The organism is Serratia sp. CY32780 (genome assembly GCF_052169135.1).
In the GTDB taxonomy this organism is placed as follows: Bacteria; Pseudomonadota; Gammaproteobacteria; order Enterobacterales; family Enterobacteriaceae; genus Serratia; species Serratia sarumanii.
In genome coordinates this window covers 1,081,801-1,095,365 of sequence record NZ_JBJNLI010000001.1, presented here as the reverse complement: position 1 = coordinate 1,095,365, position 13,565 = coordinate 1,081,801, and the positions used below count along the sequence as shown (strand labels likewise).

Genomic DNA, 13,565 nt, shown 5'->3' with positions numbered 1-13,565 from the left:
CCGAATGCCGTTACTCCGCCAGCGCCAGAATGAAGGCGTACTCCAGCGCAATATCCTCATAGGCCTTGAAGCGCCCGGACTTGCCGCCGTGGCCGGCATCCATGTCGGTATACAGCAGCAGCTGCCGATCGTCGGTTTTCAGCTCGCGCAGCTTGGCCACCCACTTGGCCGGCTCCCAATACTGCACCTGCGAATCGTGCAGGCCGGTGGTCACCAGCAGATGCGGGTATGCCTGCGCCTTCACCTGATCGTACGGGCTGTACTGCTTGATGTAGTCGTAATAGGCCTGCTCGTTCGGGTTGCCCCACTCGTCATATTCGCCGGTGGTCAGCGGGATAGACTCGTCCAGCATGGTGGTCACCACGTCGACGAACGGCACCTGCGCCACCACGCCGTGGAACAACTGCGGCGCCTGGTTGATCACCGCGCCCATCAGCAGGCCGCCGGCGCTGCCGCCCATGGCGAACACCCGCTTGCCGTCGCCGTAACCCTGGGCGATCAGCGTTTCGGTCACGTCGATAAAATCGTTGAAGGTGTTCTGCTTGTTGAACAGCTTGCCGTCTTCATACCACAGCTGCCCCAGCTCGCCGCCGCCGCGAATGTGCGCCAGCGCGAACACGAAACCGCGATCCAGCAGGCTCAGGCGGCTGGCGCTGAACGCCGGATCCATGCTGCTGCCGTAGGAGCCGTAGCCGTACACCATCAACGGGTTGGCGCCGCGCTGGAAGCTGTCCTGGCGATACACCAGCGAGACCGGCACCTCGACGCCGTCGCGCGCCTTCACCCAGACTCGCTCGCTGCGGTAGTTTTCCGGCGTGAAGTTCTTCACTTCCTGCTGTTTGAGCATCGTCCGCTCGCCGCTGTCCATATTCAGCTCGTACAGCGTGGTCGGGGTGGTCATCGACGAATAGCCGTAGCGCAGCAGCGGGGTTTCCGGATCCGGGTTGTACGCCAGCCAGGTGGTGTAAGTCGGATCGTCGAAGGCGATGCGCTTCTCTTCGCCAGTCTGCCAGTGGATCTGGCGCAGCAGCGTCAGGCCGGCGCTGCGCTCCTCCACCACCAGCCAGTCGCGGAACAGGCTGAAGCCCTCCAGCATCACATCGGCGCGCGGGGCGATCAGCGTCTGCCACTGCGCTTCGTCCGCCTGTTCGCTCTGGTACAGGCCGAAGTTCTTGCCGTCCTTGTTGGAGCGGATGTAGAAATGCTGGTGATAGTGATCGATGGCGTATTCGTGATCCTTGCGGCGCGGCACGAACAGCTGCGGCTTGGCGTCCGCACGGTCGGCGTCCAGCAGCAGGATCTCCGAGGTGGTGGTGCTGCTCAGGTGGATCAGGATAAAGCGCTCAGAGGTGGTCTTCTCCAGCCCGACGTAGAAGGTATCGTCCAGCTCTTCGTAAATCAGCTCGTCCTGCTGCGGATCGCTGCCCACCACGTGGCGATAAACCTGATACGGCAACAGCGTCTTGGCGTGCTTGCGCACGTAGTACACCGTCGAGGAGTCGTTGGCCCACTCGAAGCTGCCGGAGGTGTTCTCCAGCACTTCGTCCGCCCAACTGCCGTCGGCAAGGTTCTTGAAGCGAATGTCATACTGGCGGCGCGACAGGAAATCCTCCGCCACCCCCAGCCGCTGGTTGTCGGGGCTGACGTCCAGCCCGCCCAGGGTGTAAAACTCGTGATTCTCGGCGCGCTGGTTGCCGTCGATAAGCACCTCCCAGCGCTCGCTCTCGGCCTGCGGTTGGCGCACGGAAATCGCGTATTCATTGCCCGGCTCATAGCGCGTCTGATAGCGATAGCCGTGGCGCACGTAAGGCACCGAATGTTCCTGCTGCGGAATGCGCGCCACCATCTCTTCATACAGGGTTTCGCGCAGCGCCTGCTGCGGTTTCAGCATCGCATCGGTGTAGGCGTTCTCCGCCTGCAGGTAGTCCAGCACCTGGCGGTCTGCGCGCTCGTCGTCGCGCAGCCAGTAATAGTCATCCACGCGCGTGTCGCCGTGGATGGTGATGGGATAAGGGCGTTTTTCCGCTTTCGGTGGGGTCATCATTGCTAAATCATCCGCTTACATAGATTGCGGCAAGAGTGACACGATTCCCCCCGGCTTGCCAAGCGGCGCTACGCCAGCTCGCGCTTTTTCTCGTTGACGTCGCTCTCGATGCCCTGCTTGACGTCCGCCGGGATCTTCAGCGCCTGCGCCAGCGCGTCGAGGTAGCCGCGCTCCATAAAGTGATCGACGTCGATCACCAGGCAGCTCAGATAGTAAACCTCCAGCGCCTCGTCTTCGTTTTGCACGCTGCGGGCGATCAATTCCGGGTTGAGCGGCTGCTCGATCGCTTCCTGCACCCAGCCCTGCGCCTCTTCCCCCACCTGCAGCTGCGCCAGGCTGTGATCGATGGCGCGCTGCTCGTCGGCATCGATATGGCCGTCGCTCTTGGCCGCGAACACCAGCGCCTGCACCAGGCGTTTGGCGCGCAGATCCACCGGCGTGGTTTGCAGGCCGAACTGCGGTTCGTCCTGATGGGTCTCTTTCACCCGCTGCTTATACTTGTTCCACAGCACCGCGCCCACCGCCGCGCTGCCGCCGATGATCAGCGCATTCTTGCCGAACTTGCCCACCAGCTTGCGCGAGGACTTGTTGGCCAACAGCACGCCGACCAGGCCGCCCAGCGCCGTCGGCGCCAGCAGCTTGCCGATGCCTTCCGCCCCGCCCATCGCGCCGGCCTTCTGCCCGATCAACGTTTGAATCTGCTGCATCCAGTTACTTTTCATCATCTGCCCCTTGCGTGAAAAAGCGCGGCGCGCAGGCGCGGCCGAGCCGACGGTAAACCGCCAGATTAAGGGATCTTTTGTCAATTTACGTCTGGGGGATGCAAACCTGTGTTTAGCGGGCCGGGCGGCCCGCCTGGGTAAGCTGCGGCGTTACGCTTCTTCGTCGCCCGCTTCGTCGTCCTGCTCGTACTCCGCCAGCTCGTCGCGCATCGCCTGGATAGCGTCGCGGGTCATCAGCGCCAGCGTGCGGTAAAAACCGGTGGTGGCGTGGGCTTCCACTTTGCCGAGGAAGCGGCCGCACCACGGCAGCAGGAACTCGTCGAACAGGGCGATCTGCGCCTGCGCTTCATCTTCCTGCGATTGATCTTCCAGCCAGGACGCTGCCAGCAGCAGCTGGCCGAAATGGTCGGCCGGCGCCTCCGCCAGCGGCATGCCGCGCTGCTGCAGGAAGGTGCGCACGTCCGCTTCGCTGGCGCCTTCGACGTAGTCGGAGCGGAACGGCGACACGCTGCACTCGCTGCCGACGAACATCGCGTTGAAGTCGGTCGCCAGCTGGTTGACGTCGCAGCCCTGCTGCAGGCGCTTCAACAGATCATCCTGCTCCAGCGGCCAGTGCTGCTGCAGCTTGCCCTCTTTGATCAGCGCGAACAGCGGCACCAGCAGCGGATCCTGCGGCTGACGGTAGAACAGCGTACCCAGCACGCGGCAGACAATGGAAAACTCATTCATGATAATGCCTTATACAATACGGAAAATTTTGCCGGGACGATGTCACAAATCGGCCAATTCCGCAATCGCCGGCTTGCCGCGCCGCTCGAGAAAGTCCAGCAACCGGCGCGGGCTGACGTTGAGAATACGCGCCTGCGGGAAGCCCACCTCTTCGATAATGCGCTCGCAGTGCTCAAAGTTACCCAGCGAAAAGGCGACGTGTGAATCCGAGCCCAGCGCCAGCCAACCGCCAGCATCGCGCACCGCGGCGGCAATCGCCCGACAGTTGGCCTCGCTGCCCTTGCGGGAGTGGGTGAACGACGAGTTATTCAGCTCCAGCGCCACCTCGTATTTGGCCGCCGCCGCCGCGACGGCGGGAATGTCGATCGGGTAGCGCGGGTTGCCGGGGTGGCTGATGATATGCACGTCCCCCTGCGCCATCGCGGCGATCATCGCTTCAGTATTGGACGCTTTATCCTGCGGCGCAAACACCGGCTCATGGAAACCGGCGATGATCACGTCGGTGGCGGTCAACATCGGGCCGGTGCAGTCGATGTCGCCCTGCAGGTTTTTGATGTTGGCTTCGATGCCGCGCAAGATGCCCACGCCGTTCACCAGGCGCGGCCAGACGTGCATGTTCATAAAGTGCCAGTAGTGCGGCGCATCGGCCATGTCCGGGCCGTGATCGGTGATGGCGAACAGCTTGATGCCCTTCTGCTGGGCTTCGGCGATGTAATCGTGCAGCGTGCTGTAAGCGTGGGTGCTGGCGACGGTGTGCATATGCAAATCAACGGGGTACATTGTTTCTCCTTCCAGAGGGCCGCCCGCAAAGGCACGGGCAGGCGCGATGACGATAACAGCTTATCAGCTACCGAACGGCGGCAGAAGGATCAGTACCCCCGTTGCCTGTCGACCACGCCGGCCGGGGCATGCCCCGCCTCCAACGCGCGGATGTTGGCGGCGATCTGATCCATCGCCTGCTGCGGCAACGTGATGGCAGCAATATGCGGGGTAATGGTGACACGCGGATGACGCCAGAACGGGTGATCCTGCGGCAGCGGCTCGCGGGCGAACACGTCCAGCGTGGCGGCGGCCAGCTGCCCCTGCTCCAGCGCCGCCAGCAGATCGGCTTCCACCAGGTGCGCGCCGCGCGCGATGTTGATGAGATAGGCGCCCGAACTCAGCTGCGCGAACAGCTCGCGGTTGAGAATGCCGACGGTCTCCGGCGTATTGGGCAGCAGGTTGATCACCAATTTGACGCCGTCGAGGAAGGCGGCGCGCTGCGCCTCTCCGGCGAAGCTTTGCACGCCATCGATCTGTTTGGCGCTGCGGCTCCAGCAGCGCACGCTGAAGCCAAACTCGGTCAGCTTGCGCGCCACGCTCTGCCCCAGCACGCCGGCGCCGAGGATGCCGATGGTGAAATCATCCAGCGAGTGCGGATCGAGCGGCTGCCACTCCTGCCGCTGCTGCAGCGCCTGATACTCGTCGAAACGGCGGAAATAGCGCAGCACATAGCTCAGCGCGTATTCCTGCATCTGCTGCGCCATGCCGGTATCCTCCAGCCGCAGCAGCGGCACGCCGGCAGGCAGCGTGCCGGGGTGTTTGCGCTCCTGATCGAGGATCGCGTCAACGCCGGCGCCGAGGGCGAACACCGCTTTCAGATCGCGGCGGTTGGCCAGCATCTCGTGCGGCGGGCGCCACACCAGCGCGTAATCGGCCGGCCGTTCGTCGCCGCGCTGCCACTCGCGGACCTCGGCCTGCGGCAGGCGTTGCTTGATGCCGGCCAGCCATTCCTGGGCGTTAAACAAGGGGTGGTAATAAATGATGTTCATACTGCGGGCTCCCGTTTGTTTTTATTGGTTTACCTCCAGCCTTCCGCGATTCGCCGCCGGATGCAAGCGTTAAAGCCCAAAATAAAAACAGCCCCGACCAGTGGGGCTGTTGTGCATGTTAGCCAATCAGGCGGCAGACGGGCCGTCGCGCCGGATAAGGCGCCGCAGCAGCGGAATGAGAATCAGCATCGCCACGCCGACGCCCGTCGCCCCCCAGCCCAGCGCGCTGAAGATTTCGCTGTAGCCGGGGTTGGTCTGCAGCGGCGTGCTGCCGCTGTTTTCCGGCATCAGGCCGGAGACGTAGCCCGCCAGCACCGAGGCGACGCCGGTCACCATCATCCAGCAGCCCATCATCACGCCCTGATAGCGCGGCGGCGCCAACTTGCCGATCATGGCGTAACCGATCGGCGAGATCATCAATTCACCGACGCTTTGCAGCACATAGCTGATGACGATCCATTTAAACGCCACCAGCCCATCGCCGCCCGCCATGCTGATGCCCAGCGGCAGCACCAGCATGCCGAGCCCGATACAGAACAGCGATCCGGAGAACTGCAGCGGAATGTCGATGTTGCAACCGCGAGCGCGCAAGCGGTTGAACCACCAGGCCAGCAGCGGGCCGCCCACCACGATCACCAGCGTGTTGATGTTCTGGATCCACTGCGGCGCCACCTGAATGCCGTAAACGTTCAGGTTGATGTTGTGCTCGGAGAACAGCATCAGCCCCATCGGCGCCAGCTGGTACAGCGCCCAGAACACCAGCGAGCCCAGCGCCAGGATCAGATAGGCCGCCATTCTGCGGCGCTCATCGCGCGGATGGTGGCGCAGCGTCACCACGCACAGCATCAGGAAGATCAGCGCGCCGAGCACGATCACGAAGTGGCCGCTGAACTCGGCGTGGGTCAGCATCACGCGGATGATCGGCACCAGCGCCACCAGCACCGCCAGCCCGACCAGCATGCGCCAACGGTATTGGCTGCGGCTGGCGTCGCGCAGCGGCGTATTGAGATCCGCCAGAATGCGCCAGCGGCAGACGGCGACGACGATCGCCGCCGCGTTGCCCAGCGTGGCGAACAGGAACAGCGCGCGGTAGTTTTCCGTCAGTTGGAAATACCCGGCGACGGTAAAGCCGACGAAGAACCCGAGGTTCATACCGGCGTAGTTCCACAGGAACGCCGATTCGCGCCGATCATCGTCCGGCTTGAAACGCTGGGTGAGCATCATATTGATGCAGGTAACGTTGAGGCCGCTGCCGGTCAGGAACATCGCCAGCCCCCAGTACAGCCCCCACACGCCCGCGACGGCAATCAGCGCGCAGCCGATCACCTGCAGCACCATGCCGAGCACGAACAGATTGCGGTTACTGAGGAATCGGCCGCCGAGGTAACCGCCGAACATGTGCAGGCCATAGTTGAAGGCGCCGAACACGCCCATCATGGCGTTGGCGCTGCTTTCGTTGAAACCCAATCGCTTGGTGGCGTACAGCACCAGCGTGGAGTAGAGCACGGCGAAGCCTAGCGTGGCGAAGATTTGGATGAAGAACAGCGCCCCCGCACCGGGGGGAATGGCATGGCGCGCTTGCGGCGCCGGTATGGCATCTGAAGGAGTCACAACGAACCTCTACTGCATTATTATGTAATGAGTCTGTCCCTGTCTGCGATATCGCCGGCCTGTCACCCGGCAATCTGCGCGGCGACGTGATGTTCCTTGCCAAAAACGCCGCGCCGACATGATTCCATTTAGCGACACATCTGACTAATAATCCAGTATTAATGCATATAACAGCAAACAACCCAACCTCAATGGCGATATATTGAGCTATCTGCACAAAAAAAGGTCAAGCGATCGTCTTTCATGGATTCTTACCGCTGCCAGCCCTGCCCGCTGGCGGCCGCGAGTGGGAATATCGTTCGGTAAATCAGCAAATTGCTGCAAGTTTGGCTAAACAGTCATGAGAATGAAATAAGAGGGTTGACGCTGAGATCAGATTCTCCTACATTAGCGCCCGTCGACAGCGCAAAGCGTTTTCGACAACAAAACGGTGAGGTGTCTGAGTGGCTGAAGGAGCACGCCTGGAAAGTGTGTATACGCGAAAGTGTATCGAGGGTTCGAACCCCTCTCTCACCGCCAAATTTAAAGAGAAAGCCTGGATTCGCGTCCAGGCTTTTTTTTGCATGGCGCACCGCCGAGAGGGGCGAGAAGCCTCGACAGGGTTCGACAAAACGCCTGCGTTTTGGACCGCCAACGGCGGCCCGCAGGGTGAGCGCAGCGAATCTATCCCTCTCTCACCGCCAAATTCAAAAGGAAAGCCTGGATTCACGTCCAGGCTTTTTTTTGCATGGTGCACTGCGCATCTCCCCACCCTCTGCGACCGCGCTCCCCATTTCCGCCGGTTATCCCTGAACCTTACCTTTGATTTTCTCATCCTTTCATGACTTCTGCCCTATCGTTCGCCGCAGTTTTCAGCAAAGTGCGCACGGCTTGAGCGGACGAACAAAAACACAGAAATTATTCTTGACCGGATCGGCCCCACTCCCTATAGTAGCGCCCCGTTGCAGCGATGATTCCGCAACAAAAAATATGGTGAGGTGTCCGAGTGGCTGAAGGAGCACGCCTGGAAAGTGTGTATACGCGAAAGTGTATCGAGGGTTCGAATCCCTCCCTCACCGCCATATTCTACGAAGAAGCCTGAACTCACGTTCAGGCTTTTTTGTATGCATAGCGCACCGACCGGGAGGGTGAGAACCCTCGACTGGGTTCGACAAAACGCCTGCGTTTTGGACCGCCAACGGCGGCCCGCAGGGTGAGCGCAGCGAATCTATCCCTCCCTCACCGCCATATTCTAACGAGAAAGCCTGAACTCACGTTCAGGCTTTTTTGTATGCATAGCGCACCGACCGGGAGGGTGAGAACCCTCGACTGGGTTCGACAAAACGCCTGCGTTTTGGACCGCCAACGGCGGCCCGCAGGGTGAGCGCAGCGAATCTATCCCTCCCTCACCGCCATATTCTACGAAGAAGCCTGAACTCACGTTCAGGCTTTTTTGTATGCATAGCGCACCGGCCGGGAGGGTGAGAACCCTCGACTGGGTTCGACAAAACGCCTGCGTTTTGGACCGCCAACGGCGGCCCGCAGGGTGAGCGCAGCGAATCTATCCCTCCTTCCACATAGACAAAAAAGCCCGAACGCAAATTCAGGCTTTTTTATCCCCACTGCCCAACCGCTCAGTGATGCGTGCGCCCCATAGACGCCGGCTGCGCCAACGCGCGGCGCCAGTCGCCCGGCGTTTGGCCGAACTGGCGTTTGAAGCTGCGGTTGAACGACTGCTGTGAGTCGAAGCCGAGCGAAATCGCCACGCTGACGATAGGCTCGCCGCTGTTGGCCAGGCGCTCCGCCGACACTTTCAGTTTTTGCATGCGGATATACTCCCCCAGCGCGTAGCCGGTCTGGCGTTTGAACATGCGCTGCAGGTGCCATTTGGAATAGCCCGCGCGATCCGCCACGGTGTTGATATCCAGTTTCTCTTCCAGATTGTTGTCGATCCACGCCTTCAAATCGGTAATAAAGCCCGTAGTGTTCATGCTGATGCTCCCATCATTTGGCAGGGTTCCCCTCTGCCCGATGCACATACGTTGCAACAGTTTCGCTTTAAATGCAATTTTTATTATTGCATTTACAGGAAAGCCGCCACTATACTCCACCCAATTAATGTAACCGATATTGATACATTAATGTGACACCAATGTGTTTCAAAACCTAACGTTGCGCCGCTGCACGGCACAGCCGCCCCCTCACCGCACGCCGGCGCGGGGCGAATCCCGGAGAACAGGGCCGGGTATGGGGCCTGACCGCACTTACTCATCGGAATAAAAATAATGGCAAATCAACCAAACTCATCGTTCAACGCCGGCGGCCGCTCGCGCGCCGTCGCTCTGGGCCAGCGGCTCTCCGGGGTGGCGCTGCTGGCCGCCCTGCTCGCCGGGTGCGACAACAGCGTCGCGCACAACGCCCCGCCACCGCCGCCGGTGGTCAGCGCCGCCAGCGTGGTGGTCAAACCGATCAGCCAGTGGGATGCCTTCAACGGCCGGGTCGAAGCGGTGCAGAGCGTGCAGCTGCGCCCACGGGTCTCCGGCTACATCGAACGGGTCAACTACACCGAAGGCGACGAGGTGAAAAAAGGCCAGGTGCTGTTCACCATCGACGATCGCACCTACCGCGCCGCACGCGAACAGGCGCAGGCCGAGCTGGTGCGGGCTCGCAACCAGGCCGCCCTGGCGCGCAGCGAATCCTCGCGCACCGAGAAACTGATCGGCACTCAGGCCATCTCTCAGGAAGTCTGGGAACAGCGCCGGTCATCCGCCGCGCAGGCGCAAAGCAACGTGCTGGCAGCGCAGGCTCAGCTCGACATGGCGCAGCTGAACCTCGACTTTACCCGTGTTACCGCGCCGATTGACGGGCGCGCCAGCCGCGCAATGATCACCGCCGGCAACCTGGTCACCGCCGGCGACAGCGCCAGCGTGCTGACGACGCTGGTGTCGCTCGACAAGGTCTACGTCTATTTCGACGTGGATGAAGCCACCTTCCTGCGCTATCAGCAGCAGGGCCGGCACGACGCGCGCCTGCCGGTGAAAGTCGGCCTGGTAGGCGAAGACGGCACCCCGCATCAGGGGCTGGTGGATTTCACCGATAACCAGCTGAACGCCGGGACCGGCACCATCCGCATGCGCGCCCTGCTCGACAACCGCGATCGCCGCTTCACGCCGGGGCTGTTCGCCCGGGTACAGATGCCCGGCAGCGCCGAGTTCAACGCCATGCTGATCGACGATAAAGCGGTGATGACCGACCAGAACCGCAAGTTCGTTTACATCGTCGATAAAGACGGCAAGGCGCAGCGCCGCGATATCGACGTGGGCCGCATGGCCGAAGGATTGCGCATCGTGCAGAAAGGGTTGGCAAACGGCGATCGGGTGATCGTCGACGGCATGCAGAAAGTATTTATGCCGGGCATGCCGGTCGACGCGAAAACCGTCGCCATGAACCCTATCGCCTCCGCACTTAACTAAGCTCCCAGCAGAGACTTCTGACCCATGGACTTTTCCCGCTTTTTCATCGACCGACCGATCTTTGCCGCGGTGCTGTCGATACTGATTTTTGTCGCCGGGGTGATAGCCATCCCGCTGCTGCCGATCAGCGAGTACCCGGACGTGGTGCCGCCCAGCGTGCAGGTGCGCGCAGAATACCCGGGCGCCAACCCGAAAGAGATCGCTGAAACGGTGGCAACGCCGCTGGAAGAAGCGATCAACGGCGTCGAAAACATGATGTACATGAAATCGGTCGCCGGTTCCGACGGCGTGCTGGTGACCACCGTCACCTTCCGCCCCGGCACCGATCCCGATCAGGCCCAGGTGCAGGTGCAAAACCGCGTGGCGCAGGCCGAAGCGCGCCTGCCGGAAGACGTGCGCCGCCAGGGCATCACCACCCAGAAACAGTCCCCGGCGCTGACGCTGGTGGTGCATCTGGTCTCGCCTTCCGGCAAGTACGATTCGCTGTACCTGCGCAACTACGCCACCCTGAAGGTCAAGGATGAGCTGGCCCGCCTGCCGGGCGTCGGCCAGGTGCAGATCTTCGGCGCCGGTGAGTATGCGATGCGCATCTGGCTCGATCCGAACAAGGTCGCCGCGCGTGGGCTGACCGCCTCCGACGTGGTGAGCGCCATGCAGGAGCAAAACGTGCAGGTCTCCGCCGGCCAGCTCGGCGCGGAGCCGATGCCGACGCGCAGCGACTATCTGCTGTCGATCAATGCCCAGGGTCGCCTGCAAACCGAAGAAGAGTTCGGCAATATCATCCTCAAGAGCGGCGACAACGGCGAGATCGTGCGGCTGCGCGACGTGGCGCGCATCGAAATGGGCTCCGGCAGCTACGCGCTGCGCGCCCAGCTCAATAACAAGGATGCGGTCGGTATCGGTATCTTCCAGTCGCCGGGCGCCAACGCCATCGAGCTGTCGGACGCGGTGCGCGGCAAGATGGCCGAGCTGGCGACCCGCTTCCCGGACGGCATGAGCTGGAAATCGCCTTACGATCCGACGGTGTTCGTGCGCGATTCGATCCGCGCGGTGGTGGATACGCTGCTGGAAGCGGTGATCCTGGTGGTGCTGGTGGTCATACTGTTCCTGCAGACCTGGCGCGCCTCGATCATTCCGCTGCTGGCGGTTCCGATCTCCGTGGTCGGCACTTTCGCCGCGCTGTATCTGCTGGGCTTCTCGCTCAATACCCTCAGCCTGTTCGGGCTGGTGCTGGCGATCGGCATCGTGGTGGATGACGCCATCGTGGTAGTGGAAAACGTCGAGCGTAATATCGAAGAGGGGCTGTCGCCGCTGGCGGCGGCGCACCAGGCGATGCGCGAGGTCTCCGGCCCGATCATCGCCATCGCCGTGGTGCTATGTGCGGTGTTCGTGCCGATGGCGTTCCTCTCCGGCGTTACCGGCCAGTTCTATAAGCAGTTCGCCGTCACCATCGCCATCTCGACGGTGATCTCCGCCATCAACTCGCTGACCCTGTCGCCGGCGCTGGCGGCACGCTTGCTCAAACCGCACGGCGCGCCGAAAGACCTGCCGTCGCGCCTGATCGACCGGCTGTTCGGCTGGCTGTTCCGGCCGTTCAACCGCTTCTTCGCCAGCAGTTCGCAACGCTACCAGCGCGGCGTCTCCCGCGTGCTGGGCCGGCGCGGCGCGGTGTTCGTCGTCTACCTGCTGCTGCTGGCCGCCGCCGGGGTGATGTTCAAGACCGTGCCCGGCGGCTTTATCCCGACGCAGGACAAGCTGTACCTGATCGGCGGCGTGAAAATGCCGGAAGGCGCCTCGCTGGAACGCACCGATGCGGTGATCCGCAAGATGAGCGCCATCGGCCTGAGCGTGGACGGCGTCACCGATGCGGTGGCTTTCCCCGGCCTGAACGCGCTGCAGTTCACCAATACGCCGAATACCGGCACGGTGTTCTTCGCGCTGGAGTCGTTGAGCACCCGTACCCGTACCGCGGCGCAGATCAACGCCGAGATCAACGCGCGCATTTCACAGATCCAGGAAGGCTTCGCCTTCTCAATCATGCCGCCGCCGATCCTCGGCATCGGCCAGGGCTCCGGCTATTCGCTGTACGTGCAGGATCGCGCCGGGCTGGGCTACGGCGCGTTGCAAACGGCGATCAACACCATGTCCGGTGCCATTATGCAAACGCCGGGGATGGGGTTCCCGATCTCCTCGTATCAGGCCAACGTGCCGCAGCTGGACGCCAAAATCGATCGCGACAAGGCCAAGGCGCAGGGGGTGCCGCTCAATGCGCTGTTCAGCACGCTGCAGACCTACCTCGGTTCGTCTTACATCAACGACTTCAACCGCTATGGCCGCACCTGGAAAGTGATGGCGCAGGCAGACGGCCAGTTCCGCGACAGCGTGGAAGACATCGCCAACCTGCGCACCCGCAACGACAAGGGTGAAATGGTGCCGATCGGCAGCATGGTCAACATCGGCACCACCTACGGCCCGGATCCGGTGATCCGCTATAACGGCTTCCCGGCGGCGGATCTGATCGGCGACGCCGATCCGCGCGTGCTTTCCTCTACCCAGGCGATGGGCGCGCTGACGCAGATGGCCGGCAAACTGTTGCCGAACGGCATGAACATCCAGTGGACCGATCTGAGCTACCAACAATCGACCCAGGGCAACGCCGCGCTGGTGGTGTTCCCGGTGGCGGTGCTGCTGGCGTTCCTCGCGCTGGCGGCGCTGTACGAAAGCTGGACGCTGCCGCTGGCGGTGATCCTGATCGTGCCGATGACCATGCTGTCGGCGCTGTTCGGCGTGTGGCTTACCGGCGGCGACAACAACGTGTTCGTGCAGGTCGGGCTGGTCGTTCTGATGGGGCTGGCCTGCAAGAACGCCATTCTGATCGTCGAGTTCGCCCGTGAGCTGGAAATGCAGGGCAAAGGCATCGTCGAGGCGGCGCTGGAGGCCTGTCGCCTGCGGTTGCGGCCGATCGTGATGACCTCCATCGCCTTCATCGCCGGCACCATCCCGCTGATCCTCGGCCACGGCGCCGGCGCCGAGGTGCGCGGCGTCACCGGCATCACGGTGTTCTCCGGCATGTTGGGGGTCACCCTGTTCGGGCTGTTCCTGACGCCGGTGTTCTACGTCACGCTGCGGCGCCTGGTGGCGCGCAAAGCGCAGCCGCAGACCGTCTGAACGCAGCGTTAAAATGCAAAAAGGTCGG

The 13,565-nt window shown here is 62.4% G+C and carries 9 protein-coding genes, 2 tRNA genes and 2 other RNA genes; 6 read left to right on the top strand and 7 right to left on the bottom strand.

Annotated elements, in window-relative coordinates; translation table 11 throughout:
- Positions 1 to 10 precede the first annotated feature (10 nt).
- The 6 genes from ACJ8HH_RS05375 to ACJ8HH_RS05350 all read right to left on the bottom strand — a co-directional run bounded on the left by ACJ8HH_RS05375 (position 11) and on the right by ACJ8HH_RS05350 (position 6,899).
- Positions 11 to 2,044, bottom strand: coding sequence for a S9 family peptidase (locus ACJ8HH_RS05375; protein WP_049235587.1), 2,034 nt, complete (start codon positions 2,042 to 2,044; stop codon positions 11 to 13).
- A gap of 68 nt (positions 2,045 to 2,112) precedes the next feature.
- Positions 2,113 to 2,766 carry a tellurite resistance TerB family protein gene (locus ACJ8HH_RS05370; protein WP_033638740.1) on the bottom strand — a complete coding sequence of 218 codons (654 nt, stop codon included), beginning with the start codon at positions 2,764 to 2,766 and terminating at the stop codon, positions 2,113 to 2,115.
- Positions 2,767 to 2,916: 150 nt separating this feature from the next.
- Entirely contained in the window at positions 2,917 to 3,495 is a 579-nt protein-coding gene (locus ACJ8HH_RS05365; RefSeq protein ID WP_033646428.1) for a TorD/DmsD family molecular chaperone, read from the bottom strand.
- A 42-nt stretch (positions 3,496 to 3,537) separates the two neighbouring features.
- Positions 3,538 to 4,275 (bottom strand): phosphatase, encoded by a 738-nt coding sequence (locus ACJ8HH_RS05360; protein WP_033638063.1) that lies wholly within the window; start codon positions 4,273 to 4,275, stop codon positions 3,538 to 3,540.
- Positions 4,276 to 4,364: 89 nt separating this feature from the next.
- On the bottom strand, positions 4,365 to 5,306 hold the full coding sequence (ghrA, locus tag ACJ8HH_RS05355; RefSeq protein WP_060451469.1) for a glyoxylate/hydroxypyruvate reductase GhrA: 942 nt from the start codon (positions 5,304 to 5,306) through the stop codon (positions 4,365 to 4,367).
- A gap of 126 nt (positions 5,307 to 5,432) precedes the next feature.
- Positions 5,433 to 6,899 (bottom strand): peptide MFS transporter, encoded by a 1,467-nt coding sequence (locus tag ACJ8HH_RS05350; protein WP_039567114.1) that lies wholly within the window; start codon positions 6,897 to 6,899, stop codon positions 5,433 to 5,435.
- Positions 6,900 to 7,346: 447 nt separating this feature from the next.
- Here ACJ8HH_RS05350 and ACJ8HH_RS05345 point away from each other — a divergent pair.
- The 4 genes from ACJ8HH_RS05345 to ACJ8HH_RS05330 all read left to right on the top strand — a co-directional run bounded on the left by ACJ8HH_RS05345 (position 7,347) and on the right by ACJ8HH_RS05330 (position 8,311).
- Positions 7,347 to 7,436, top strand: a tRNA-Ser gene (locus ACJ8HH_RS05345).
- A 452-nt stretch (positions 7,437 to 7,888) separates the two neighbouring features.
- Positions 7,889 to 7,978, top strand: a tRNA-Ser gene (locus ACJ8HH_RS05340).
- Positions 7,979 to 8,024: 46 nt separating this feature from the next.
- Positions 8,025 to 8,144: non-coding RNA, RtT sRNA (locus tag ACJ8HH_RS05335), on the top strand.
- A 47-nt stretch (positions 8,145 to 8,191) separates the two neighbouring features.
- Positions 8,192 to 8,311: non-coding RNA, RtT sRNA (locus ACJ8HH_RS05330), on the top strand.
- A gap of 219 nt (positions 8,312 to 8,530) precedes the next feature.
- Here ACJ8HH_RS05330 and ACJ8HH_RS05325 read toward each other — a convergent pair.
- Positions 8,531 to 8,887 carry a helix-turn-helix domain-containing protein gene (locus ACJ8HH_RS05325; protein WP_004928813.1) on the bottom strand — a complete coding sequence of 119 codons (357 nt, stop codon included), beginning with the start codon at positions 8,885 to 8,887 and terminating at the stop codon, positions 8,531 to 8,533.
- A gap of 294 nt (positions 8,888 to 9,181) precedes the next feature.
- Here ACJ8HH_RS05325 and sdeA point away from each other — a divergent pair, with 294 nt between their 5' ends.
- Together sdeA and sdeB are read left to right on the top strand one after the other, a co-directional pair.
- Positions 9,182 to 10,369 (top strand): multidrug efflux RND transporter periplasmic adaptor subunit SdeA, encoded by a 1,188-nt coding sequence (gene sdeA / locus ACJ8HH_RS05320; protein ID WP_039566579.1) that lies wholly within the window; start codon positions 9,182 to 9,184, stop codon positions 10,367 to 10,369.
- Positions 10,370 to 10,393: 24 nt separating this feature from the next.
- The gene (gene sdeB, locus ACJ8HH_RS05315; RefSeq protein ID WP_039566581.1) at positions 10,394 to 13,537 is read left to right on the top strand and encodes a multidrug efflux RND transporter permease subunit SdeB; all 3,144 of its coding nucleotides are present in this window, start codon (positions 10,394 to 10,396) and stop codon (positions 13,535 to 13,537) included.
- The last annotated feature ends 28 nt before the right edge of the window (positions 13,538 to 13,565 follow it).

Bases quoted from the DNA above. Each gene is read 5' to 3' on its own strand.
- ACJ8HH_RS05375 (WP_049235587.1), bottom strand. From the start codon at position 2,044: ATGATGACCCCACCGAAAGCGGAAAAACGCCCTTATCCCATCACCATC.
- ACJ8HH_RS05370 (WP_033638740.1), bottom strand. From the start codon at position 2,766: ATGAAAAGTAACTGGATGCAGCAGATTCAAACGTTGATCGGGCAGAAG.
- ACJ8HH_RS05365 (WP_033646428.1), bottom strand. From the start codon at position 3,495: ATGAATGAGTTTTCCATTGTCTGCCGCGTGCTGGGTACGCTGTTCTAC.
- ACJ8HH_RS05360 (WP_033638063.1), bottom strand. From the start codon at position 4,275: ATGTACCCCGTTGATTTGCATATGCACACCGTCGCCAGCACCCACGCT.
- ghrA (WP_060451469.1), bottom strand. From the start codon at position 5,306: ATGAACATCATTTATTACCACCCCTTGTTTAACGCCCAGGAATGGCTG.
- ACJ8HH_RS05325 (WP_004928813.1), bottom strand. From the start codon at position 8,887: ATGAACACTACGGGCTTTATTACCGATTTGAAGGCGTGGATCGACAAC.
- sdeA (WP_039566579.1), top strand. From the start codon at position 9,182: ATGGCAAATCAACCAAACTCATCGTTCAACGCCGGCGGCCGCTCGCGC.
- sdeB (WP_039566581.1), top strand. From the start codon at position 10,394: ATGGACTTTTCCCGCTTTTTCATCGACCGACCGATCTTTGCCGCGGTG.